The sequence below is a fragment of the Halalkalibacillus halophilus DSM 18494 genome (genome assembly GCF_000423105.1).
In the GTDB taxonomy this organism is placed as follows: Bacteria; Bacillota; Bacilli; order Bacillales; family Alkalibacillaceae; genus Halalkalibacillus; species Halalkalibacillus halophilus.
Genome location: NZ_AUHI01000014.1, coordinates 41,838 through 65,990, shown reverse-complemented (window position 1 = coordinate 65,990; position 24,153 = coordinate 41,838). Strand labels below are relative to the sequence as shown.

At 39.3% G+C, this 24,153-nt stretch carries 18 protein-coding genes, 2 pseudogenes and 1 other annotated feature; of the genes and pseudogenes, 6 read left to right on the top strand and 14 right to left on the bottom strand.

Features of this window, described 5'->3' with window-relative positions; genetic code table 11:
• From G532_RS0109445 to yaaA, 11 genes are all read right to left on the bottom strand, one after another.
• The coding region (locus tag G532_RS0109445; protein WP_027964597.1) for a transposase at positions 1-238 on the bottom strand (238 nt) is incomplete at its 3' end.
• 230 nt (positions 239-468) lie between these two features.
• Positions 469-1,746: a serine--tRNA ligase gene (gene serS, locus G532_RS0109440; protein WP_027964596.1), complete on the bottom strand. Its 1,278-nt coding sequence runs from the start codon at positions 1,744-1,746 to the stop codon at positions 469-471.
• A gap of 229 nt (positions 1,747-1,975) precedes the next feature.
• Positions 1,976-2,202, bottom strand: a binding site (T-box leader).
• Positions 2,203-2,234: 32 nt separating this feature from the next.
• The gene (pdxT, locus tag G532_RS0109435; protein ID WP_027964595.1) at positions 2,235-2,825 is read right to left on the bottom strand and encodes a pyridoxal 5'-phosphate synthase glutaminase subunit PdxT; all 591 of its coding nucleotides are present in this window, start codon (positions 2,823-2,825) and stop codon (positions 2,235-2,237) included.
• A gap of 12 nt (positions 2,826-2,837) precedes the next feature.
• Positions 2,838-3,722, bottom strand: a complete 885-nt coding sequence (gene pdxS / locus G532_RS0109430; RefSeq protein WP_027964594.1) for a pyridoxal 5'-phosphate synthase lyase subunit PdxS — start codon at positions 3,720-3,722, stop codon at positions 2,838-2,840.
• Positions 3,723-3,750: 28 nt separating this feature from the next.
• Entirely contained in the window at positions 3,751-5,082 is a 1,332-nt protein-coding gene (locus G532_RS0109425) for a serine hydrolase (protein ID WP_027964593.1), read from the bottom strand.
• Positions 5,083-5,531: 449 nt separating this feature from the next.
• On the bottom strand, positions 5,532-6,602 hold the full coding sequence (locus G532_RS0109420) for an HD-GYP domain-containing protein (RefSeq protein WP_027964592.1): 1,071 nt from the start codon (positions 6,600-6,602) through the stop codon (positions 5,532-5,534).
• A gap of 42 nt (positions 6,603-6,644) precedes the next feature.
• Positions 6,645-9,119 (bottom strand): DNA gyrase subunit A, encoded by a 2,475-nt coding sequence (gene gyrA / locus G532_RS0109415; RefSeq protein WP_051189130.1) that lies wholly within the window; start codon positions 9,117-9,119, stop codon positions 6,645-6,647.
• 98 nt (positions 9,120-9,217) lie between these two features.
• On the bottom strand, positions 9,218-11,137 hold the full coding sequence (gyrB, locus tag G532_RS0109410) for a DNA topoisomerase (ATP-hydrolyzing) subunit B (protein ID WP_027964590.1): 1,920 nt from the start codon (positions 11,135-11,137) through the stop codon (positions 9,218-9,220).
• 36 nt (positions 11,138-11,173) lie between these two features.
• On the bottom strand, positions 11,174-11,467 hold the full coding sequence (gene remB / locus G532_RS0109405; RefSeq protein WP_027964589.1) for an extracellular matrix regulator RemB: 294 nt from the start codon (positions 11,465-11,467) through the stop codon (positions 11,174-11,176).
• A gap of 9 nt (positions 11,468-11,476) precedes the next feature.
• Positions 11,477-12,595, bottom strand: a complete 1,119-nt coding sequence (gene recF, locus G532_RS0109400) for a DNA replication/repair protein RecF (RefSeq protein WP_027964588.1) — start codon at positions 12,593-12,595, stop codon at positions 11,477-11,479.
• A gap of 20 nt (positions 12,596-12,615) precedes the next feature.
• A complete protein-coding gene (gene yaaA / locus G532_RS0109395) occupies positions 12,616-12,837 on the bottom strand; it encodes a S4 domain-containing protein YaaA (protein ID WP_027964587.1) in 222 nt (73 codons plus the stop codon).
• Between the two features lie 158 nt (positions 12,838-12,995).
• Between yaaA and G532_RS15865 the strand changes: the two are divergent.
• From G532_RS15865 to G532_RS0109380, 4 genes and pseudogenes are all read left to right on the top strand, one after another.
• Positions 12,996-13,178 (top strand): annotated as a pseudogene (locus tag G532_RS15865) (IS1595 family transposase); the annotation flags it as partial.
• A gap of 127 nt (positions 13,179-13,305) precedes the next feature.
• Entirely contained in the window at positions 13,306-15,984 is a 2,679-nt protein-coding gene (locus G532_RS15080) for a YhgE/Pip domain-containing protein (RefSeq protein ID WP_035512842.1), read from the top strand.
• Positions 15,985-16,164: 180 nt separating this feature from the next.
• A complete protein-coding gene (locus G532_RS0109385; protein ID WP_027964586.1) occupies positions 16,165-16,836 on the top strand; it encodes a response regulator transcription factor in 672 nt (223 codons plus the stop codon).
• Positions 16,833-18,185 (top strand): sensor histidine kinase, encoded by a 1,353-nt coding sequence (locus G532_RS0109380; protein WP_051189129.1) that lies wholly within the window; start codon positions 16,833-16,835, stop codon positions 18,183-18,185. Before G532_RS0109385 ends, G532_RS0109380 begins: the two co-directional genes overlap by 4 nt.
• A 55-nt stretch (positions 18,186-18,240) precedes the next feature.
• Here G532_RS0109380 and ltrA read toward each other — a convergent pair.
• The 3 genes and pseudogenes from ltrA to dnaA all read right to left on the bottom strand — a co-directional run bounded on the left by ltrA (position 18,241) and on the right by dnaA (position 23,014).
• A pseudogene (gene ltrA / locus G532_RS15075) lies at positions 18,241-19,554 on the bottom strand (group II intron reverse transcriptase/maturase).
• A 796-nt stretch (positions 19,555-20,350) separates the two neighbouring features.
• Positions 20,351-21,496 carry a DNA polymerase III subunit beta gene (gene dnaN / locus G532_RS0109370; RefSeq protein ID WP_027964584.1) on the bottom strand — a complete coding sequence of 382 codons (1,146 nt, stop codon included), beginning with the start codon at positions 21,494-21,496 and terminating at the stop codon, positions 20,351-20,353.
• Between the two features lie 174 nt (positions 21,497-21,670).
• Positions 21,671-23,014 (bottom strand): chromosomal replication initiator protein DnaA, encoded by a 1,344-nt coding sequence (dnaA, locus tag G532_RS0109365; protein WP_027964583.1) that lies wholly within the window; start codon positions 23,012-23,014, stop codon positions 21,671-21,673.
• Positions 23,015-23,580: 566 nt separating this feature from the next.
• Between dnaA and rpmH the strand changes: the two genes are divergently transcribed.
• Both rpmH and rnpA read left to right on the top strand, forming a co-directional pair.
• Entirely contained in the window at positions 23,581-23,715 is a 135-nt protein-coding gene (rpmH, locus tag G532_RS0109360) for a 50S ribosomal protein L34 (protein WP_027964582.1), read from the top strand.
• Between the two features lie 76 nt (positions 23,716-23,791).
• Entirely contained in the window at positions 23,792-24,133 is a 342-nt protein-coding gene (rnpA, locus tag G532_RS0109355) for a ribonuclease P protein component (protein WP_027964581.1), read from the top strand.
• The last annotated feature ends 20 nt before the right edge of the window (positions 24,134-24,153 follow it).

Genomic DNA, 24,153 nt, shown 5'->3' with positions numbered 1-24,153 from the left:
CTTTTAATTCAATCTTTCCTAAACCTGTGACATAGTCCCGGGAATAGTAGCCATTGCGGTAATCTTGTCGGTCCATGTGTCGTTCATATTTCGTTGTTTGTACGTATTGATCTCGCTCCATCTCCATGTAAGCGTTCATCATAATGACGATATATGATTTCGATACGGCTCCGAGATTCGACTCCATCAGCTCTGCTTTCAATTCCTCGTAATCTACGTTAATATGAAGTTGGGTCATCATCAATTCCTCCTGTTATGTTTTTACGGTGAAAACATTGTAACATAAGGATTGATGAGACCCTTTTCTTTTTACACAATTATATGGACTTAATCATGACCAATAGTAATTTGTAAAAAATATCATGAAACCGTCTTCTATGACATCATATCTATAAAAAAATCCGAACTTTCATTCGAAATTCTATTAGTAGAACTTGAATGAGTTCGGATTTTCTATGAGTTGTACGGCTATGGGGTGATTGACTCTTTCCCACCCATGTATGGTCTTAATACTTCTGGAATCGTAACAGATCCATCTTCTTCCTGATAATTCTCAAGAATGGCTGCCACCGTTCTACCAACAGCTAGTCCAGACCCATTTAAAGTGTGAACATATTCAGGCTTCGCTTTAGAATCACGACGGAAGCGAATGCCAGCTCTTCTTGCTTGAAATGCTTCGAAATTAGAACATGAAGAAATTTCGCGATAGTCATCATAACTCGGGATCCAAACTTCAATATCGTATTTTTTCGCAGCGGTGAATCCTAAATCGGCCGTACACATGCTCATCACACGGTATGGAAGTTTTAACAGTTGAAGAATTTTTTCCGCATGTCCTGTCAGCTCTTCTAGTACTTGATAAGAATCTTCCGGCTTCACGAGCTGAACTAGTTCTACTTTATTGAACTGATGCTGGCGAATTAACCCACGTGTATCTCGACCAGCAGAGCCTGCCTCACTACGGAAATTCGCGCTGTACGCTGAGAATTTCTTCGGAAGATCTTCTACTTGTAAAATCTCATCACGGTGATAGTTAGTGACCGGAACTTCCGCTGTCGGAATTAAGAAATACTCCCAGTCCTCAATTTTAAAAACATCTTCTGCGAACTTCGGCAACTGTCCTGTACCAACAAGACTGTCGCGATTCACCATTTGTGGTGGCATCATTTCTTGGTATCCGTGTTCATCAGATTGATAATCCATCATAAAGTTAATGAGTGCTCGTTCTAAACGCGCTCCAAGTCCTTTATAAAAAGCAAACCGACTACCTGTCACTTTGGAAGCACGCTCGAAATCAATAACATCTAAGTTCGTCGCTACATCCCAGTGCGGCTTCGCTTCAAAATTAAATTCACGCACATCGCCCCACGTTCGAGCAACTACATTATCATCTTCTGTCTCACCAATTGGAACTGTTTCATGTGGAACATTTGGAATAGATAGTAAAAGTTCATTCAATTTTTCTTCCACTTCGTTTAAATTTTCATCAATTGCTTTAATGCGATCACCGACTTCACGCATCTCTTTAATTAAATCATCCGCGTCCTTTTTCTCCTTTTTCAGCTGAGAAATCTCTTTTGACACTTCATTACGACGCGCCTTTAACTCTTCTGACTCTTGAATGTACTGACGACGCTTCTCATCCCACTCTAAAAAGTGATCAAGATCGCTCAAATCTTCTCCTCGACTCTTCATTTTCTCTTTGACATCATCGAAATTTTGACGTAAATACTTTAGATCTAGCATGTCCATTCCTCCTATATTTTTGATACATTAAATCCTTGGAATTTTTTGCGGGCGGATAAAGGTGGTTTGCCGGCATATGATAGAGCTTTACAGGTGTAAAACGGAAAATACGGGTGTACACCTCTGTTTACCGGCATAGAGCCTGTGTTTTCGGGTGAATAAATTGTTATGCCGGCAAACAAGCCGCCACCGCCTGAAAAACAAAAAACTCGCCCCTTCTCCATAACGGAAAAGGGACGAGTGTTATATACTACCCGCGATACCACCCTGGTTGAAGAGACGAATGCTCTTCCAACTCGGAAGACGTGTAACGGTGTCTGACGCCGGATTAGCTTACTAATAAAGTTCGGCTAATCTGCTCCAGGATGGATTCATAGCTCACTTTTACTGGTTCACAGCGGCCACCAGCTCTCTTTAAAAAGTATCCCTATTACTAGTTCCTATCAACGCATAAGTTAATTGTATATTTTAATATAACGGTTTTCTATTTAGCTTGCAAGCTTTTTCCTAGATTCTTTTACCATCTCAACAAAATACTGTACCAATCGATGGTCATCTGTCAGCTCTGGATGAAAAGCTGTTACTAAATAATGATCCTGTCTTGCTGCAACAATCTTATCATTGTAAGAAGCAATCACTTCTGTATTTTCTTTCACCTCTAAAATATAAGGTGCACGAATAAATACCGCTTCAAAATCAGGAGCAACACCTTTCATTTCTAATGCCACTTCAAAGCTTTCTCGCTGTCTTCCAAAAGCATTTCTAGAAACTTTCATATCCATGAGCTTTAAATGTGCATCATCTTGGCCATCAATATCTGTTGCGAGTAAGATTAAACCAGCACAGGTACCAAAGATTGGTTTACCAGATTTGCCGAAGTCGACTAACGCATCAAAAAATTCATAGCGATCAATTAACCGGCGCATTGTAGTACTCTCCCCGCCAGGTAAAATTAATCCATCTATATCATCTAGTTGTTCTTTTCGCTTCACAATTACCGCTTCTTGCCCACATGCCTCAATAGTACGGGCATGTTCAATAATTGCACCTTGAAGTCCTAACACACCTATTTTCATCATGTTGTAACTCCTTTACTCACTACGGTCTTGCATACGATCATGATCCGTTAAGGAAGCCATCTCAATGCCTGGCATTGCTGTCCCTAATCCTTTTGATAACTTCGCAATTAATTCATAATCTTGATAATGCGTCGTTGCCTCTACAATCGAGCGAGCGAATTTCTGTGGATTATCTGACTTAAAGATACCAGAGCCAACGAATACGCCGTCCGCTCCTAATTCCATCATTAAAGCAGCATCTGAAGGTGTCGCAATTCCACCAGCTGCAAAGTTCACAACCGGTAAACGACCGAGTTCTTTTATTTCTAACAACAGCTCATAAGGAGATCCAGTCTGTTTTGCGTAGACCATGATCTCGTCTTTTTGCATATTTTGAATATGACGAATTTCACTTTGTACTTCACGCATATGACGAACAGCTTCAACGATATTACCTGTTCCTGGTTCCCCTTTTGTACGAAGCATCGAAGCTCCTTCACCAATTCTACGTAAAGCTTCTCCTAAATTACGGCAACCGCAAACAAAAGGAACAGTGAAATCATTTTTATCGATATGATAAATATCATCTGCTGGAGTTAATACTTCACTTTCATCAATATAATCTGCACCCATAGCTTCTAAAACACGCGCTTCTACAATATGACCAATACGCGCTTTTGCCATGACAGGAATAGACACTGCATTTAAAACTTCTTCTGTTACAGTTGGATCTGCCATACGGGCAACTCCACCTGCTGCACGAATATCAGATGGAACACGTTCTAGTGCCATAACGGCAACTGCTCCAGCTTCCTCAGCAATTTTCGCTTGTTCTGCATTGACAACATCCATTATGACGCCGCCTTTTTGCATTTCTGCCATACCACGTTTTACACGACTTGTACCTACGTTAGACATGAAACTCCCCCTAAAAAGCTAATGTATTTTATACAAAAATTCCTTTAATACTATCAAACAAACCAGAGAAGAAATCTCCAATAGCTTGTAAAATTAACATAAACCAATTAGAACGTTCTACCGCTTCTGTTGTCTCAATTGTAACAGATTGTTGTTCTGCATCTTCACCTAAAATGTTACCATAATCATGGTCGCCATCATAGTTTAAGACCATTCGACCAACTTCTGTTCCTTCTTCCACAGCAGCTTCAATTTTCCCATCTTCATTTAATAACTCTTCGTCCATTTCATAAGAAACGGAGAAATTCTCTTCATCTCCACTATAAATGAATCTCTCGATTGGTTCCGTTGTAGCAATCGATACTTCCTCTTGTTTCCCTTTTGCTACTGGTAATGTTTCTTCGCCTTCATGTTGGTAACCAGCCTCATATAAAGTCGCTTTTTCAAAGTTATCAAATCCGTAATCCATTAGTTTACGAGTTTCATTAAATCTCGCTTCAACGCTTTCCGTTCTCATTACAACAGAAATTAAACGTGTGTCATCTCGCTCCGCAGTACCAGCAAAAGCGTAACCTGCAAGAGACGTCCAACCTGTTTTAAGTCCATCCATTCCTTCATAAGCAAAGGCTTCTAAATTTCCAGGTAAACCAGGAAGCATCCAGTTATAATTAATCATTTCATGTCCTTCAAATTCCTGCGTCGGAACGCTAGAAACGTCAAGAGCATGTGGGAAATCATTTACTAAATGATACGCTAATAGTGCCATAGAACGAGCAGATAATAGATTATCAGCTTCCGGATCTGTTCCTTCTGGGTATTGATCACCAAGATGTGAATTCGCAAGACCAGTAGAGTTAACAAATTCATATTCTTGCATGCCCAATTCTTCTGCTTTTTCATTCATCATTTGAACAAACTCGCCCTCAGATCCAGCAATTAATTCTGCTAACGCAATCGATGTCGCATTATCTGAGTATATAGCCATCGCATCATATAATTCTTTTACAGTATATTCGGTATCCATTCTCAGTCCAACACCAGAAAACGTATTATCTGCTGAAATAGAAAATGCATACTCACTTATTTCCGTAGTAGTATCCCAGCTAATATCTCCCTCTTCCACTGCCTCCAAAACGAGGTATTCTGTCATTACCTTCGTCATACTTGCAGGTGGTAAAGAGATATCTGCATTAGTAGAATATAAGATTTCTCCCGTATCGGCATCAACTAGAATGGCTGATTCCGCCTCAATATCTTCCGGTTGGGCTAGTGTATGTATCGGAATCGAAACGATAAACCCTATTAATAAACCTACTGTCATCAACATCATGATACTCTTTTTCATTACTCTTTCTCGCATTACTGTTCCCCCATCTTGTTTGTTCCGTTTTGTATGTTAAAAGGTTCCACATGAAGTGTTCCTCTATTGAACTTCTATTAACTATGTATAAACATTTCTAAAAGAAGGCAATCTTTCTATAGTATACAACATTTTATACGAGTCAACAGCGTTAAATATTACAAAAAACAAAAATGCGAAGAAAGACTTAAATAGATTGTGAGAGAAACTAGTCCGTTATCCAGAAAAGTCACTTTATATCCAGAAATCAACTCGCTTATCCACGAGAAAATTTATATAACCAGAATTATGGAGAGGATATCCAGAAATCTTGCGTATATATCCATAAAAAGTGAATTTTATCCATAAAAGTTATTTTATATACAGAAATCTCATATGGCATGCAATAGTCACTTGAACTGGTATATAAAAAGCATGGAATTAGATTCAATTCCATGCTCCGATTACTTTTAAATAATCTCTTCTATATGAATATCTCTATAATCATCTAGATTAATAATATCCTTGTTGGATAATCTTATAAATGGCCTTGTTGGTGATTTTTCATCTGTAAATACAATCGTACCAGTTTCATTATTGGATAATTTCACTTTTGTGCCGTTCCCAAACGTGATAATACTATCCACTAATGCATTGATTACTTTCATATCTAGCTTCCCAAATTGCCCTTGCAGCATTTCTTCAATCACTTTAAATGGGGATTCTTTTCTACGATAGACCCGTTCACATGTCATGGCATGGAACATATCGCTTACAGCAATAATTTTCGCATAGGCATGAATCTTATCATGTGATGCACCCATTGGATAGCCAGAACCGTCTAAACGCTCATGGTGCTGCAAGATCGCTACTTTCACGTCCTTACTCACTTCTAACCCGTCTACTAATTTATAAGACAGAGCAGGGTGCTTTCGGACTCTGGCAAACTCTTCTTCCGTTAGTACTCGATCTTTCGTATAAAGATCTTTGTCTTCTAAAAGCATTCCTAAATCAGCTAAAAATGCTGCTAAGGCAATCTTTCTTCGCTCTTGTTGATCATACTGTAGTTTCTTCGTTAAAAACGCGGTGATAGCTGCATTCGCAACAATATGGTGGTAAAAATAATAACGTTTATCACTAAAGTGATGTAATTTTAACAGCAAATCTGGTGTTTCTTCTGCTTGCGTAATTAAAGGGTTTAACATTTCACGAATCTTTGCGATTTCTAGCTTAGATTGTGGCTTCCACTGCTCAAACAAGTTGATGGTTTGTTTGACTGTCTTTACATAGACATCAAAGAAATCATCTTGGTCTTTCTCTATTGAATTTGCTTCTTCTGCAGGGAGATCCTCTACTTTAAAGTCTTCTCCACTTGCTAATTTGTTAGCTACAACAACTTCTCCTACTTGGAACTTCTTCAACACTAGTATATGCACCGGCTCGATGATTGTATTTTTAGGGACAAGTGGTTGAACCACTTGTCCCATTACATCTTGGGTGATTAAACAGCCAGGTACTAATTGTTCCGGATGCACTTTCATCCCGACACCTACCTTTGACTAATAAACCCTAATGACAAACTCTTATTCCTCTGAATGACTATCTTCCTCATTTGTTTCCTCTACTGAAACCTCATCAGAAGCTTCCTCTAATTTCTCATCCAACTCTTCTTCTATTGGTGCTGGATCAACGGATGCAACTGTCGCAACAGCTTCTTCCTCACCTAAACGAATTAAGCGGACACCTTGTGTATTACGTCCAGTTTGAGAAATGCTGTCAGAAGATAAACGAATTAACACACCATCAATGGTCATGATCATTAAGTCTTCTTCACCTGTTACAGGTTTAACAGCGACTACTTCTCCATTACGTTCATTCAATTTACAAGTTAGAATTCCTTTACCGCCACGGTTTTGTAAGCGATATTCACTTTCAGGAGTACGTTTCCCGTAACCTTTTGACGTAACGGTTAATACTTCTGCACCTTCATTAAGGATTTCCATTGAAACGACATCATCGTCTGGATGTAGGTTAATTCCTTTTACTCCGGATGCTGTTCGACCCATTGTTCGCACTTTATCCTCTTCAAAGCGAATTAACAGACCATGTTTTGTACCAATCATGATATTTTTCGTACCATCTGTTAAACGAACGGAAATCAATTCATCATCTTCTCGCAAACTGATTGCACGAAGTCCACCACGACGGATATTCGCAAACTGTTCAAGCGTTGTTCGTTTGGAAATCCCTTTTCTTGTAGTAAAGAATAGGTTCCAGTCTTCTGCAAACTCACTGACAGTAATTACGGCGTTCACCCATTCATCGTTTTCAATTTCCAACACATTAACTAAAGGTAACCCTTTTGCTGTTCTACTGAATTCAGGAATTTCATATCCTTTTGCTCGATACACTTTTCCTTTGTTCGTAAAGAATAATAACGTGTCGTGTGTAGAAGTCGATAAGAGATGTTCAACGAAATCATCATCATTCATGTTCATTCCTTGAATCCCACGTCCACCACGGTTTTGAGAACGGTAAGTGGTTGCTGGTAAACGCTTAATGTATCCTTTATGCGTTAAGGTTACAACTACTGTTTCTTCTGGAATCAAGTCCTCATCTTCAATCAGATCAATTCCACCTGCCACAATTTCTGTACGACGTGTGTCATTAAATCGTTCTTTAATCTCTAATAATTCTTCTTTAATAATTTCTTTTACTTTTAGGTCGTTTGCTAGAATTTCTTTCAATTCTGCAATAAGTTCAGAAATCTCTTTGTATTCATTTTCAATTTTCTCGCGCTCTAGTCCTGTTAAACGTTGCAAACGCATATCTAAAATCGCTTGCGCTTGTTTATCAGATAGTCCATAATTCGTCATTAATCCGTCACGAGCGATATCTGCCGTTTGAGATTCACGAATGAGTTTAATTACTTCATCTAAATGATCTAATGCTATGCGTAACCCTTCTAAAATATGGGCACGTGCTGCAGCTTTATCGAGTTCAAACTGTGTTCTTCTTACAATTACTTCTTTTTGATGCTCTAAGTAATATTCCAAACACTGTTTTACATTCAATACTTTAGGCTGACCATCGACAAGTGCTAATGTGTTAATACCAAAAGATGTTTGAAGTGCAGTTTGCTTAAATAAATTATTTAATACCACATTCGCATTGGCATCACGACGGATTTCAATTACGATTCGTAGTCCTTCACGGTCGGATTCATCACGTAAGTCGGTAATACCGTCAATCTTCTTCTCACGCACAAGTTCAGCAATTTTTTCAATTAAACGTGCTTTGTTTACTTGGTATGGAATTTCAGTCACGATAATGCGTGCTTTTCCATTAGCTTCTTCTTCAATGTCCGCTTTGGACCTTATCGTTACGGAACCTTTTCCTGTTTCATACGCTTGACGAATTCCGCTTCTACCTAAAATCTCTCCACCAGTAGGAAAATCAGGTCCGTGAATATACTCATCCATTAACTCCATAATCGAAATATCTGGGTTGTCACTGATTGCTAAAACAGCATCAATGACTTCTCCAAGTTGATGTGGTGGAATATTTGTCGCCATACCAACCGCAATCCCTGAAGCACCATTTACAAGCAAGTTAGGGAAACGAGCAGGTAATACAATCGGCTCTTTTTCCGCTCCATCATAGTTCTCTTCATAATCGATTGTGTTTTTATTAATATCTCTTAAAATTTCCATCGAGATCTTGGACATTCTTGCTTCTGTATAACGCATTGCTGCTGCAGCATCGCCGTCGACTGAACCGAAGTTCCCGTGTCCATCTACTAACATATATCTAAAGTTAAAGTCTTGCGCCATACGAACCATCGCATCATACACAGCAGAGTCACCGTGCGGGTGATACTTACCAATAACTTCCCCTACGATACGCGCGGACTTCTTGTATGCTTTATCCGAATGCATTCCTAGGTCATGCATTGCGTATAAAATACGTCTATGTACCGGTTTTAGTCCATCACGGACATCCGGTAAAGCTCGCGCTACAATAACACTCATTGCATAGTCTAAGAATGACGTACGCATTTCATGGCTAATATTAATTTCTTGTACTTGTGGACGTTGTTGATCCAAGTGTCATGACCTCCCTCATTTGTTTGCCAAAATAGAAACAAACGAATGTTTTAAATATCTAAGTTTTTCACGTATTGAGCGTTTTGTTGAATGAAATCGCGTCGAGGCTCGACTTGATCGCCCATTAATATATCAAATGTTTCATCAGCTTCCATGGCATCCGATAAATTGACCTGTAGTAGCGTACGAGTTTCTGGATCCATAGTAGTCTCCCATAGCTGAGTAGGATTCATTTCCCCTAGACCTTTGTAACGCTGAAGTCCTGGTTTCGGAGCTTTTGGAATTTCTGCTAACACATTTTCCATTTCTTTCTCGTTGTACGCATAATAGATTTTCTTTCCTTGCGTAATTTTGTATAAAGGTGGCTGAGCAATATAAATATACCCATGCTCAATAAGTGGACGCATGTAACGATAGATAAAGGTTAATAAAAGCGTTCTAATATGTGCCCCGTCTACGTCTGCGTCTGTCATAATGACAATCTTTTGATAACGTGCTTGTGTGATATCAAATTCTTCGCCAATACCAGTACCTAAAGCTGTAATGATCGCTCGGATTTCATTGTTAGAAAGGATTTTGTCTAAGCGAGCTTTTTCTACATTAATGATTTTTCCTCGTAAAGGTAAAATAGCCTGAAAATGACGATCACGACCCTGTTTAGCAGAACCACCAGCAGAGTCACCCTCTACCACGTAAATTTCACTTTTCGTTGCATCTTTTGTTGCACAGTCTGCTAGTTTACCAGGCAGGCTGGATACTTCTAATGCACTCTTACGACGAGTCACTTCACGAGCTTTTTTCGCTGCGATTCTAGCACGAGAAGCCATTAATCCCTTTTCAACAATTTTTCTTGCAACTTTCGGGTGTTCAATCAAAAATTGCGAGAATTTATCTGATAAGACTTGATCAGTAATGGTACGAACTTCACTATTACCAAGCTTTGTCTTTGTTTGACCTTCAAATTGAGGGTCAGGGTGCTTCACAGAAATAATGGCTGTAATTCCTTCACGCACATCATCACCAATCAAATTGGGATCATTTTCTTTATATAAACTATTTTTACGAGCATAATCATTAATCACTCGTGTTAAGGCAGTTTTGAAACCAGCTTCATGGGTTCCACCTTCAGCTGTATTAATATTATTTGCAAACGAATATAAGTTACTAGCAAAGCCATCATTATATTGAATAGCAAATTCTACTGTAATATCTTGTAGTTCATTTTCACCGAAGATCGGTTCATGTAACGCTTCTTTTGAACGATTCAAGTGAGCGACATATTCAGAGATTCCACCTTCAAAATAAAAGTGCTCTGCTTCTGAATCATTACGCTTATCTTCAATGGAAATTTGTAATTTTTTATTTAAGTATGCAAGTTCTTTTGTACGATTCTGAAGGGAATCATACTCATACTCTAGTGTTTCTGTGAAAATTTCAGGATCTGGTTTAAAATGTGTCTTCGTTCCTGTTAATTCCGTTTCACCAATCACTTCTAGTTCATTTTGAGGTACCCCGCGCTTATAACTCTGGTAATAAATTTTTCCATCACGATAAACATGTACTTCACATTCACTAGACAAAGCGTTTACTACGGAAGCACCAACGCCGTGAAGTCCACCAGAAACTTTATACGATCCACCGTCAAACTTACCACCAGCGTGAAGAACCGTCATAATAACTTCAATAGCTGGCTTTCCTACTTTCTCATGAATATCAACAGGAATTCCGCGCCCGTTATCCGTCACGGTAATACTATTATCTTTTTCGATTATAATTTCAATATGATCACAGTGTCCTGCCAGTGCTTCATCAATACTATTATCTACTACTTCCCATACCAAATGGTGTAGTCCACGTGTACTTGTAGACCCAATGTACATTCCTGGTCGTTTTCGTACTGCTTCTAATCCTTCTAAAACCTGTATTTGACTAGCGCCATAAGCATTGTTTTCGTTTAAGTTCTCTTCCATCGCTATCGTCTCACCTTCATTTAAAAAGTATCGTACTTATACGTTCTCTTCATCGTCTAACTCATTCAATTCATCGATTTTATCGAGCGTTAATGTAACTTGTGCTCGTCTATTTAAAGTCGATACAGATAAGGAACTAAAGAATATTTGATCGACAGTAATGACAATCGCTTTTGCGTCCCCATAATAAGCCTCTGTCACATTTCCATTTTCTCGTTGATTGGATATCATCTCTTCTATGATCGATGAAGATTTGAACAAGTTGTAATCAATAATAGATACGACTTCCTCCGAACGAATAACGTGTTCATCGCCTATATGTATAAACAATCTGTAACCTCACCCTTCTGTTTGTAGCTTCCCGTCCGATACGGTGAAGATATCAGCTTCTTCTAGTGTTTCATGAGCAATTCCATCTACACTTGTTGTCGTCACAAAAGTTTGGACTCTTCCTTGGATCGTGTTTAATAAATGAGATTGGCGGTGATGATCAAGTTCACTTAACACATCATCAAGGAGCAAGACTGGATATTCCCCAACTTCTTGATAGATCAGCTCTATTTCTGCTAGCTTTAAAGACAGCGCAGTTGTTCTTTGTTGTCCCTGTGACCCATATGTTTGAACATTACGACCGTTCACATAAAATAAAAGATCATCTCGATGTGGTCCGATCAAAGTAGTCCCACGTTCAATCTCACGTTTTTCTTTCGCTTCAAAGCTTGTCTGAAACGTCTCTTTTATTGTTTCCAAACTCATATCCTCTAATACTTCCATGGAAGAATCATAGTGAATTTCCAGCTTCTCTAATTCTCTACTAATTCCTTTATGGATCTCACTTGCCCAATCTCTAAGCTTACGAAGAAAAAGAAATCTTCGTTCAAGAACAATACTTGCATGCTCAATTAATTGCTCTGTTAAAACGTGAAGCATCGTTAAATCTGGAGATTGCTTTCTCATCAAATCTTTTAAAAGGGCATTCCGCTGCTTGAGAATTTTCTGGTACTGACCAAGATGATAGATATAGACCGGCTGAATTTGACCAATCTCCATATCAATAAATTTCCGTCGCTCCTGTGGACTGCCCTTCACGAGGTAGAGATCCTCTGGTGCAAACATGACCACATTCAACGAACCTATATAATCACTTAGTCGTTTTTGTTCGATATGATTAAATTTTGCTTTTTTACCTTTATGTGAAAAAATCACATCTAACGGAAAGGTTCGATTTCTTTTAAAGATGCTACCCTCTATTTTACCATACTCTGCGTCCCATTTAATTAATTCTTTATCCTTTGACGTACGATGCGACTTTGTGAATGCTAAAACGTAAATAGCTTCCATTAAATTCGTTTTACCTTGTGCGTTTTCACCAATAATCACATTTATTTGCCGATCGAATTGAAGGGAAATTTTTTCGTAGTTTCGGTAATTCGTTAACGTCAATTGTTGGATTTGCATATGGGACTCCTCAATTTCTCTTAAGCTTCTTTGGTAACTATAAAAATACCTACTTCTTCAATTTCAACCTGATCATTAATGTAAAGCTTACGACCACGGCGCTGATCTTGTTCTCCATTTACGTAAACAGTGTAATCTTGTAAAAATAATTTAACCATTCCACCGGATTCGACGACATTAGCTAATTTGATAAATTGACCTAACGTAATTTGATCGGTTTTTATCTCGATTGGTTCTGCCATTTCTTTCACCTACTTTACCGTTTCTTCCTAACTATATATTTTACTAAAGATTTGCCATAAAGAAAAGAAACTGAAAGCAAAGATTGATTTTATCTCGAATGCCTTCAGTTTCTTATATGTTTTTTTAATATTGGCTATGTTAGCGAATATGGCGGGTGATGACTGTTAGAGCAATCGATATCCTGAAAGCCATTCAAAAACTTAATTCAGCGGAAAAACATCGACTGCGGGAATACTTAATCGATGTTCTTCCTGTCTCATCTTCAACAGGAACGATACTGGAAGAAACACCGGAACGAAAGCATTTGGTGTGGACTCATAGTCGGCATGATTACAGGTGCTTTCTGTCGTAACCCCCCAGTTCATGTTCGGTTCATATTCGTTTGATACTCTGTGATTCAGATAGCGGCTGCCGCAATCATTTCAGTGGCAGCACACTTTGACATCAGATTAAAACGGAGGAACGACATGAAAGATGCACTCAATATTTTCAAACAGGACTTAAAGAACATAAAAAGGGTGCCCCTTGTGGGCATTCTTCTCATTGGACTGGCGATACTACCCGCCCTTTATGCATGGTTTAACCTGAGCGCCTCGTGGGACCCCTATTCCAACACGCAGGGAGTTCAGGTAGCTGTAGTGAATAACGATGACGGATATACCGTCGACGGTGAGGATATTAATATAGGTGATGACCTGGAAGAAAACTTAAAAGACAATAACGACTTCGGCTGGTCGTTCGTTTCCCGTTCCGCGGCTGAAGATGGAGTGGAGACGGGGGAGTATTACGCTTCTATTTACATAGAAGAGACGTTCTCTGAGGAAATTTCAAGTGTGATTGGCGGGGAGCCTAAATCCGCTGAAATGCACTATCAAGTGAATGAAAAAATTAATGCTATAGCTCCAAAAATGACGTCCTCAGGTGCTTCTGCTATCGTGACCGAAATTAACGATACATTTATTGAAGAGACTACTCAAAGTCTCTTTCACGAATTTGATGAAGCTGGTATCAAACTGGAGGAAGAAATGCCCACATTCAGAAGAATCAGAGACACCGTTTACAGTCTGGAGGAAGAATTCCCGCAAATCAATGAGACCGCAGACACCATCATCCAGATTGATGAAAACTGGGACAACATTGATTCTTACGCTGACAAATTTTTAGAGATACAGGAACTGGAAGATGAAATCTCAGAGGGTGAAGAACTGATACTGCTCCTGGAAGAACGTTTGCCGGATGCACACAGGTTAGGTGACAGTGTTGTAGAACTGGAAGAGCAGCTCCCGGCCTTCGAATCGGCTGTTGATCAAATGGAAGAAATCGATTCAGCGTTCGAGGAGATTACAGCTCAACTGGAAGAGGCTCTTAACGGTGCTCAAGAAGCGCAGGAAGTCATCGAAACGGCGCTGGCAGCTGTACCGGAAGTGGAAGAGAAGACTGTCAACGTTGAAGAGTACTTGAACGCTTTCCTCCTATTTTCAGAACAGGCTGAAACGGCTGCTCTATCTGTCACAGAAACCTTTTCCCAGCAACTCCTTTTCGCAGGCCAGACAGCACAGTCGATTGATGAATCGCTGTCGCAGCTGAATGATGAGAAGACAGCAGAGGCTGCACAGGACAGGCTGAATGAAGCGGAGAGCCAACTGGCTTCGCATATAAATACGCTCGATCAGGCCATATCCACCTACGAGGCGTTGTATGAGGTGACGGAAGACGAAGAGATTCAGGGGATCATTAACTCTTTGACAGAATTAAAAAATGAGACTGAACGTCTTCACGACCAGGTTGTATCCATAAATAGTCAGCTTGATGAAGGCGATATTCCTGGAGAAGAAGAGGTTCAAAACATTCAAAATGCCGCCGGTGAAGTGCAAGAGAAATCTGATAATCTTCACAGTTTTATGACCATTGAAGGAACTGAAACGGTTAAATCTGCCTTTTCTAAGCTTGAAGACGAGCTGGATGCTGCAGGTGAGTCTCTCGATTCCCAATATGAGCGATTGGAAGAATTGGAAGAGGTTCTCATTAATGCGGTAGAATTGTCTGTAACAGGAGAAGAACAAATTCAGGAGCAGCTTAATGAGTTACCTGAGATTGAACAAAAAGTTCAGGAAACGGTGGAACGCATTAACGACGCCTACCCGGAGCTCGAGCGAACAGTGAAGAACTCAGCCGATTTTGTCCGCCAGGATCTGCCGGAAGTAGACAGAACCATTGCATCAGCTGCTGATTTCGTCCGGGACGACCTTCCCGGTCTGCAGGAAGATTATCAAGAGTTGGCTAATCTCATTGAAGAAGAGATGCCTAACGTGGAATCATCCGTGTCAGAGTTGGCAACTTTCTCACAGCAGGAACTTCCGGAGCTGGAAGAAGATGTGGACTCTGCCGCAGACCGAATCAGGGAAATTGAGGATGAAGACGTGCTGAATGAGCTCGTATCCATATTGCGTAACGATCTGGAAGACGAGCAGGAGTTCTTTTCCAATCCGGTAAATTTGGAGGAGGAAACCTTGTTCCCCGTTCCAAATTACGGCTCAGCCAATACCCCATTTTACACAACGCTCAGTCTCTGGGTAGGGGCACTTCTGCTTACGAACTTAATGAGTACAAACTTGCACAGAAAGGACATGTCACCATCCTATTCGCTGCGTTCCATATATATGGGCAGAATGTTACTGTTTCTCATCGTAGGCTTTCTGCAAGGACTCATCGTCAGTCTCGGAAATCTTTTCATGCTAGGGGTTTATGCCGCACACCCCGTCATGTTCGTGCTGTTTTCCATCTTTATCGGCCTGATTTTCATGACCATGGTGTACGCTTTGGCGTCCATACTCGGAAACATCGGGAAAGCCCTGGCCATCGTGCTTCTCGTCCTTCAGCTCTCAGGAGGCGGAGGGACTTTTCCGATCGAAGTGGCACCGTCATATTTCCAGCAGATTAACCCTTACTTGCCATTTACGTATGCCATTAACTTGCTGCGAGAAGCCGTAGGAGGGATTATTCCAGCACTTATGACAAAAAATCTTGTCATCCTTACCGGATTCTGGCTGTTCACGTTTGCTGTCGGATTTTTTCTGAAGCCGGTTCTTGCGGCGCGGATTGAAAAAACGTATGAAAAATCCAAATCCAGCCGGTTGATTGAATAACCAATCAGGACAAAGAACAGAAGCAACTTCATGACTCATGATAAAATTAAGATAGAATTTTTTGCAAGGCTCGAAGAAAATTAACAATATACAAATGGCTGCATTCTTAGCTATAAATAAGAATTTTCGATTCATTTCCACTTTACAAGCGCATTAACTTATAGAAGGGCTGATCCTATCATGACAACAATTTTAGTCGCTGATGATGATCCACATATCCGAAAACTCATCACACTTTATTTAACAAACAGCGCATACCACGTGCTCGAAGCCGCAGACGGACAGGAAGCACTTGATCTTCTGGACAAAGAGAAAGTTGATCTAGTCATTGTTGACATTATGATGCCACACGTGGACGGACTGGAATTGACAGAGGATATTCGGTCTTTTTCAGACATTCCCGTTCTGATGGTTACGGCTAAGGGGGATTCACAGGATAAAGTGAGAGGATTCAACGCCGGATCCGATGATTATCTTGTGAAGCCCTTTGACCCGGTTGAATTAAGTTTGCGAGTGAGGGCACTGCTGAAGCGTTATCAGGTTAACGTATCACACCTCGTCACTCTTGGCAGCGCCACCATCGATTCAGAGCGGCTCTTAGTGGAAGATACCGACACTACCGTTCCTTTGAAAAAAAAGGAATGCGAGCTGCTAATGGAGCTGGCCGGCTCACCTGGAAAGATTTTCACTCGGTCCCAGCTCATTGAGAATATATGGGGATACGATTATGACGGGGACGAGCGAACCGTGGATGTGCATATTAAAAGACTTCGCGAACACACGACAGCAATCTCTGATGTTACTATCACCACAGTAAGAGGACTGGGGTACAGAATGGAACAGCCGCTATGATCCGGAAAAGTTTGTACTTACGTATTGTCATTACCTTTGTAACTGTCGTTCTTATAAGTCTTGTTATTTCTTATGTGGTCACTTCCTTTTTCTTTCAGCGCGAGTCTCTTTTTGAAGAGGAAATGATTCAGGTAACTGAAGGTGCCGCAAATGTTGTATCTCTTCTTGAAGAAAACCAGCTAGATGAATTAAATGACTCATTAACAGAGTTTGATCTGGATTTTTTTATTGCAGAAGAGAATGATTTAAGAGCTGAGGAAATCTCAGAAATGGCCGTTCATCAGGACATGATTAGGCAGGTATTAAATGCTGAATTCAATACACCTGTAGTTGTAAGTGACGGGACTCAGAGAATAGGGGCTGTGCGTGTTGAAAGAGATGGGACCCAACACGTTCTATTTGTTCAGATGAATTATGAAAATCAGGGAGAATCCATCCGCCAGGTGCTCATCATGGCGCTTGCTATCGTTCTTATTGCAGGAAGTGTGTTAATCTTTCTGGCGTCAAGGTATGTGGTGGATCCAATCAGAAAATTGACAGAAGCGGCTAAAGAAATGGCCCGCGGAAATTTTTTAATCCGGATAAACGCCAAAGACAAAGAAGATGAAGTAGGGGAACTGATCAAGAGCTTTAATCATATGGCATCTGAAGTGGAGCAAATTGATAAAATGAGAGATGATTTTGTCAGCAGTGTGTCCCATGAGTTTCAATCACCCCTTACCTCAATCAGAGGCTTTACGAAAGCTATTAAAGATGAAGTGGTTCCACTATCTCATCAGAAGGAGTATCTGAATATTATCTCGCAGGAAACGGATAGGTTGTCGCGATTAAGTGATCATTTACTTCAACTCGCCTCATTGAACCCAGAGCATTATGAGTTAGAAACTAACAGGTACAGACTGGATGAACAAGTTAGAAGGGCCGTCCTATCCACAGAGCCTTTATGGCAAAAAAAGAATATAACAGTAGATTTACAGCTGGAGCCTGTTTTTATAAATGCAGATGAAGACCTGATGAACCAGGTGTGGATAAATCTTCTTTCAAATGCTATTAAATGCTCACCTGAAAACAGTAAGATAACTTTAACGATCCACATTGGCAGTGAACAACTTTCTGCCTCATTAACCGACGAAGGGCCTGGGATTTCTGAAGATGCGCTGCCATATATTTTTGAACGTTTTTATAAAGTGGATAAAGCGAGAACGCGGGCAGAAGGGGGAAATGGACTGGGACTTTCAATAGTAAAGCAGATTATTACCATTCACGGCTACCGAATAACTGTTGATTCAGAGATAGGGAAAGGATCGACCTTTACTGTCAAAATACCCGAATCGAGTAGGAGGAGGTGATTAATCTCCGTCCTCTCACACCACCGTACGTACGGTTCCGTATACGGCGGTTTCTTTAAGATTGACGTATTGTTTGATATCTACCATACAAGCTTGTTAAGCCTAGGTTTCTCCAGTAGGAGTTTCCTAGGCTTTTGTGTAGGATTGGGCTATGGGCTATGGGCTATGGGCTATGGGCTATTCGCCAGTATGCTTTCCTAGTGTTGCCCCATTCATAAGCTTTTGAAGGGTTAACTCCAAGTGCTTTGAGGTTCCTTACTCTTGCCTTCGGCACCTTCCACTCTTTCCACTTGCACATTCGGAGCCTTCTTCGTATCCACTCATCGAGTTCTTTGAATATACTCTTTGTATCTGTTAGAGCGAAGTATCCAAGCCAACCGTTTAGGTACTTATTCAACCGTTCAATCCTCACTTCCATTGGAATTGAAGATTTACGTGATGTTAATTCCCTCACTTTTGACTTGAGACGTTTGATACTTTCCTTATGAATTCGAGTGCGCGTTTGCTTTTCTACTGTAAAACTAAATCCTAGAAATTTACGCTTCCATGGTCTTTCAACCGCTGACTTCTCTTTATTCACTTTCAGCTTCAGAGTCTCTTCAAGCAATGTCGCAACAGAAGCCATGACTCTTTGTCCAGCTTTACGAGACTTAACGTAAATTTGGAAGTCATCTGCATAGCGGACAAACTTATGTCCTCTTGTTTCAAGTTCTACATCTAATTCGTTCAAAAGGATATTGGCTAGAATTGGGCTCAGAGGACCGCCTTGTGGGGTTCCAACCTTGCTTCTAGTTGCTACACCATTGACCATGACTCCTGCCTTAAGGTACTTGTAGATGAGTTTCAGAACGTTCTTATCTTCGATTTTCTTAGCTAAGATTCCCATGAGTTTATCATGGTTCACTGTGTCAAAGAACTTCTCTAAGTCAACGTCAATGACCCATCTATGTCCATCCTTGATATAGGCTTTAGCTTTCCTAACTGCGTCATGACCTCGTTTATTTGGACGGAATCCGTAGCTGAATTCGGAGAATTCAGGGTCAAAGACCCTTGTTAACTCTTAGGCAATAGCTTGTTGGATGAAGCGATCCATCACGGTTGGTATTCCTAGTAACCTTTTCCCACCATCGGACTTCGGGATTTCGACTCGACGTACAAGGTTCGGGTTATAGGTTCCCTTCCTTAGTTCATCTTGGATGATATGCCAATAGTCATAAATCTGATGCCGTAGGTTTTGTACGGACATTTTATCTACTCCATGGCTTCCTTTATTGCTTTCAACTCGTTTAAGAGCAGTTAATAAGTTTTCCCGAGATAGAATCGCTTCAATCAATGATATCTTCCTTTCCAACGCGAGCGCACCTCTCATTTCTTCCCTGCTTACTCCACCACTCTGAAGTCCCCCACGGGATTCACCGTTTCCTCCATCAGATGTGCCTTATCGGTTATCTGTGTCATTGTAAGTCAAGCCTCCATAAGTGCCGCTCTTTCTTAAAGATTCAGTCCTTCCTACTCTATCTTAAGCTAGAGTAGTACTATGACCTATGCTGACTTCTGACGAATCAGCCATCCTTCACAGAATGGGTTATCAAGTGTACTTGACGTATCCGTCAGACCTCCCCAGGTAAGGATGCAATCTTTCCCTCCACCTATCTGCTTTATTTACTCTGTATCACCTTCGGCAGTAAGGACTTTGCTTTGTAATGCAAGCTCATCCAATGATACCTAGCCTTATATGAAGTTCGTGTGCCTCAGACCGGAGGTTTGCCGCTCGCTTCCTTCAGATTCTGGGTCACCCCAGACACCCTTGCGTTAAGCTAACCACTACTACCGCCTTCGTGGTTCAGGACTTTCACCTTATAGATTGCACCCATGCTGGGCACACATTATAAAACAATCTGAAAAATTATCAGATTGTTTTAACTTAATATTTTATAACACTAGTTTATTTTTAATCGTTTCTTTTTTATCTTTTGCTCTATTAAAGCTTGTTTTTGATATTAGCTTCTTGTCAAGACTTTAAAATCCATATTAAACTTACGGAGAGCGTTAGTTCAATAAGACAGTCAAACGGAACTCCCAGTTTTATGGGGGTTCCGTTTTTTTAATAATATCAAGATTGAACGTTAACAGAGCCTTAATGCTTTAATAATAGATTCAATATTTTAATACGTTCGAACAGGTGTTATCAGTTGTAATATATGTTGTTCTTCTTCTACTGGTTGGATGATAAATGGTCGCATGGCGCCAGTGAATTGAATTTTAATTTCTTCTGCATCAATTGCTCGTAAGGCATCGATCATATATTTTGCGTTAAAAGAAATTTTAAGTTCTTCTCCTGTAATTGATTTCGTTTGTAGAAGTTCTTCAGCTGTACCGATTTCAGGAGAGTTACTTGTGATTTCTAATACATCGTTTTCTTGAGTTACTAGTTTAACGATGTTATTTCGGTTGTCTTTCGCTAATAAACTAGCACGATCAATCGTTTGAATAAGTTCTTTTGCATTCACTTTTACTTCTGTTTTGCTTTGGTCAGGAATTAATCTTGAAGTATCAGGATAATTGCCATCTAGCAGTCGAGATAAGAAATATACATACTTTGTTTTAAATAGAATTTGATTATCTGACACACTCACTTGAACAGTTTCCTGCCCGTCATCAAGAATTTTATTTAATTCCGTAAGGCTTTTACCAGGAATAACAATATTATTGAAACTAATGGAATCTTCTTGCTTGTCCATTTCGATTTTGCGAGAAGCAAGGCGGTGACTGTCCGTTGCCACTAATTCTAAGTTGTTGTTTTCAAGCTTAAAATTGACTCCCGTTAAAATAGGGCGAGTCTCTGAAGTGGAAACAGCAAAGTTAGTTTGACGAATCAATGTTTTAAGTAAATCAATCTGTAGATCAAAATGATTTTCTGTTTGTAGTACAGGAAGTTGTGGATATTCTTCTGGATCTTGGCCATTTAGTTTAAATTCAGCTTTTCCAGAACGAATCGTTAGGTTTAGATCATCATCTGAACTAATCTCTACTTCGCTTTCAGGTAATTTACGAATAATATCTGGAAGAAATTTTGCTTGTACAACGACTTTACCTGGATTCACATCATGAATGTATACGATTCCTTCTTCTTCTTTAGGAATGATCGATTCAATAGTTATGTCTGAATCACTACCAGTTAGTTTTACTTCTTCTTGGGTAGCTTCGATTTTTATACCTGAAAGAATTGGAATAGTTGTTTTTGGAGAAATTGCTTTCATGACGTTTTGGATACTTTGCATTAATTGGTCACGTTCAATAATTATTTTCATAATGTCCTCCTGTATTGGTGCTTATATTTATTTATTTTTAATAAGTAATTCCGTAATAATAGTAATAGGGCCTGTGAATTTGTGGATAAGTAGGATTGAACCTAGAACATGAAAGTTATCCACATGTGTACAAGCTGTTCGTAAGTGTGTACAGGTTATACACACTGTTAACAACTAGTTTGCTTTGATTTCTTCTGTTAAGGAATCAATTTCTTTTTGTAACTGGAGATCTTCTGCAATCATTTTTGCGATTTTTTCATGAGCGTGAATGACTGTTGTATGATCCCGTCCTCCAAATTCTTCACCAATTTTAGGTAATGAAAAATCGGTAAGCTCTCGAGACAGATACATCGCAATTTGTCTTGGGAACGCTACAGATTTGGTTCGTTTTTTAGCTGCGAAATCTTCTAATTGAATACTAAAACGTGTAGCAATAATCTCTTGAATCCCTTTGATTGTAATCTTTTTAGGTGATGAATTAGGCACAATATCCTTTAATGCATCAGCTGCTAAAGAGGCATCAATATCCTCATTCACAAGCGAAGAATAAGCCACAACACGTATGAGGGCCCCTTCAAGTTCTCGAATATTAGTATCTATCTGATTAGCAATATAAAGCATTACCTCATTAGGTATATCAAGTCCATCAGCCTTTGCTTTCTTGCGTAAGATGGCAATTCTCGTTTCTAGATCTGGTGGAGTAATATCTGTAATTAATCCCCACTCAAACCGAGAACGCAGTCGATCTTCTAATGTTGGGATCTCTTTTGGAGGTCTATCACTAGAAATGACAATCTGTTTGTTTTCTTCATGTAACGCGTTAAACGTATGGAAGAATTCTTCTTGTGTTTGTTCTTTTCCTGCTAGAAATTGAATATCATCTATTAAAAGCACATCTACATTTCGATATTTATTGCGAAAATCTATTGTTTTATTATCTCGAATTGAGTTAATAAATTCATTTGTAAATTTCTCAGATGATAGATAGACAACTTTTGCTTCTGGGTTATGTTCAATCACATAATGTCCAATCGCATGCATTAAGTGAGTTTTACCTAAACCAACGCCACCATAAATAAATAGTGGGTTATATGCTTTTGCTGGTGCTTCAGCGACTGCAAGAGATGCAGCATGTGCGAAGCGATTTCCAGAGCCTATGACAAACGTCTCAAACGTATATTTAGAGTTCAACATCGTCTTTTTGTCTGCTTCATTTGGACCTTGTGGTTTAATCTTTTTAATAGGTTCATTAATCGGTTCTTCGATCTTTGATTCTGGAATGATGAATTTAGGCTCTAAGTGGGAGCCTGTTAATTGATATAAGGATTCGGCAATTAATCCTGAGTAACTATTCTCTAGCCAGTCTCTTGCAAATTCATTCGGTGCAACAATGAAAATCTTATCTTTTTCTATATTTTTTGCTTTCGTAGATTTCAGCCATGTATCAAAACTAGGTTTACTAACTTTCGATTCTAGTTCTTTTAAGGTTTTATCCCACATTTCTGTAATATTTTGCAAGTGTATGCACATCCTTTCGTTTCAATCTAAAAAAAAATAATATAAAAAGTGAATAGGCGGATGTGGACGAGTGAACTCTTATGTATCAAGAAAATGAGACATTTATCGACATATTCGACAAAACTGTTGATAACTTTAAAAACAGCATGTGAACTGTTATACACATACTATCCACAGTCTGTGGAAAACGTTTGTTCGTTAAGTTGCTTATTCACAGTTAAAACATTATAATCATACCAAATAACCCTAGGAGAATCAATGACTTATTAAAGTTATCCACATAAGAAACAAACCTGTTCAAAATAATTATCCACAGCACTGAATGTTGTGGTTATTTGTTGAATAAGCTGTGTGGATAAATAAAAAGAAAAATGCGCGACGTTCATAACTTGTGGATAAACAAAATCTTTTAACTCCTTGTAATTAATAGAGGGATGATATATAATAAAAAACGGTCTGTTCATTGACAGTGACTACAAATATTTAATATACTAATTTGTATTGACTAAAAGTTAGTTTTTAAATGTAGAACGAAATTGGTAAAAGTTTTTCAGGAGGTGTAGAGCATGAAACGCACATATCAACCAAATAGAAGAAAGCGTAGTAAAGTACACGGCTTCCGTGCACGTATGAATTCTAAAGACGGACGTAATATATTAGCTCGTCGTCGTCGTAAAGGAAGAAAAGTTCTTTCTGCTTAGACCACTGAAAGATATCAGTGGTCTTTTTTCTACTATTTTGTACGATTTTTAATAAGGCGTAGATTGGATGATCATGTTGAAAAAAGCTTATCGAGTAAAGAAAAATGAAGAATTCCAACAAATTTTTAAACACGGTCATTCCTTTGCTAATCGTCAACTAGTACTTTATTTTATGAAAAAAGAGGATCAAGCTCATTATCGCGTCGGATTTTCAGTAGGGAAGAAGATTGGAAATGCGGTTATGCGAAATCAAATTAAACGTTATTTAAGACAAGCTTTTACAGAGTTAGAAGCTTACATAGAGCCAGAATACGATTATGTAGTCATCGCTAGAAATCCAACAAAACAGATGGATTTCCACGAAGTGAAGGATAGTTTACTTCATGTGATAAAAAAATCGAAAAAATTTCGTCAATAAATCATCAATTTTTGATAGAA

Coding starts and splice junctions, on each gene's coding strand:
- serS (WP_027964596.1), bottom strand. CDS start 1,746: ATGCTAGATCTAAAGTATTTACGTCAAAATTTCGATGATGTCAAAGAG.
- pdxT (WP_027964595.1), bottom strand. CDS start 2,825: ATGATGAAAATAGGTGTGTTAGGACTTCAAGGTGCAATTATTGAACAT.
- pdxS (WP_027964594.1), bottom strand. CDS start 3,722: ATGTCTAACGTAGGTACAAGTCGTGTAAAACGTGGTATGGCAGAAATG.
- G532_RS0109425 (WP_027964593.1), bottom strand. CDS start 5,082: ATGCGAGAAAGAGTAATGAAAAAGAGTATCATGATGTTGATGACAGTA.
- G532_RS0109420 (WP_027964592.1), bottom strand. CDS start 6,602: ATGAAAGTGCATCCGGAACAATTAGTACCTGGCTGTTTAATCACCCAA.
- gyrA (WP_051189130.1), bottom strand. CDS start 9,119: ATGCGTACGTCATTCTTAGACTATGCAATGAGTGTTATTGTAGCGCGA.
- gyrB (WP_027964590.1), bottom strand. CDS start 11,137: ATGGAAGAGAACTTAAACGAAAACAATGCTTATGGCGCTAGTCAAATA.
- recF (WP_027964588.1), bottom strand. CDS start 12,595: ATGCAAATCCAACAATTGACGTTAACGAATTACCGAAACTACGAAAAA.
- yaaA (WP_027964587.1), bottom strand. CDS start 12,837: ATGGCAGAACCAATCGAGATAAAAACCGATCAAATTACGTTAGGTCAA.
- G532_RS15080 (WP_035512842.1), top strand. CDS start 13,306: ATGAAAGATGCACTCAATATTTTCAAACAGGACTTAAAGAACATAAAA.
- G532_RS0109385 (WP_027964586.1), top strand. CDS start 16,165: ATGACAACAATTTTAGTCGCTGATGATGATCCACATATCCGAAAACTC.
- G532_RS0109380 (WP_051189129.1), top strand. CDS start 16,833: ATGATCCGGAAAAGTTTGTACTTACGTATTGTCATTACCTTTGTAACT.
- dnaN (WP_027964584.1), bottom strand. CDS start 21,496: ATGAAAATAATTATTGAACGTGACCAATTAATGCAAAGTATCCAAAAC.
- rpmH (WP_027964582.1), top strand. CDS start 23,581: ATGAAACGCACATATCAACCAAATAGAAGAAAGCGTAGTAAAGTACAC.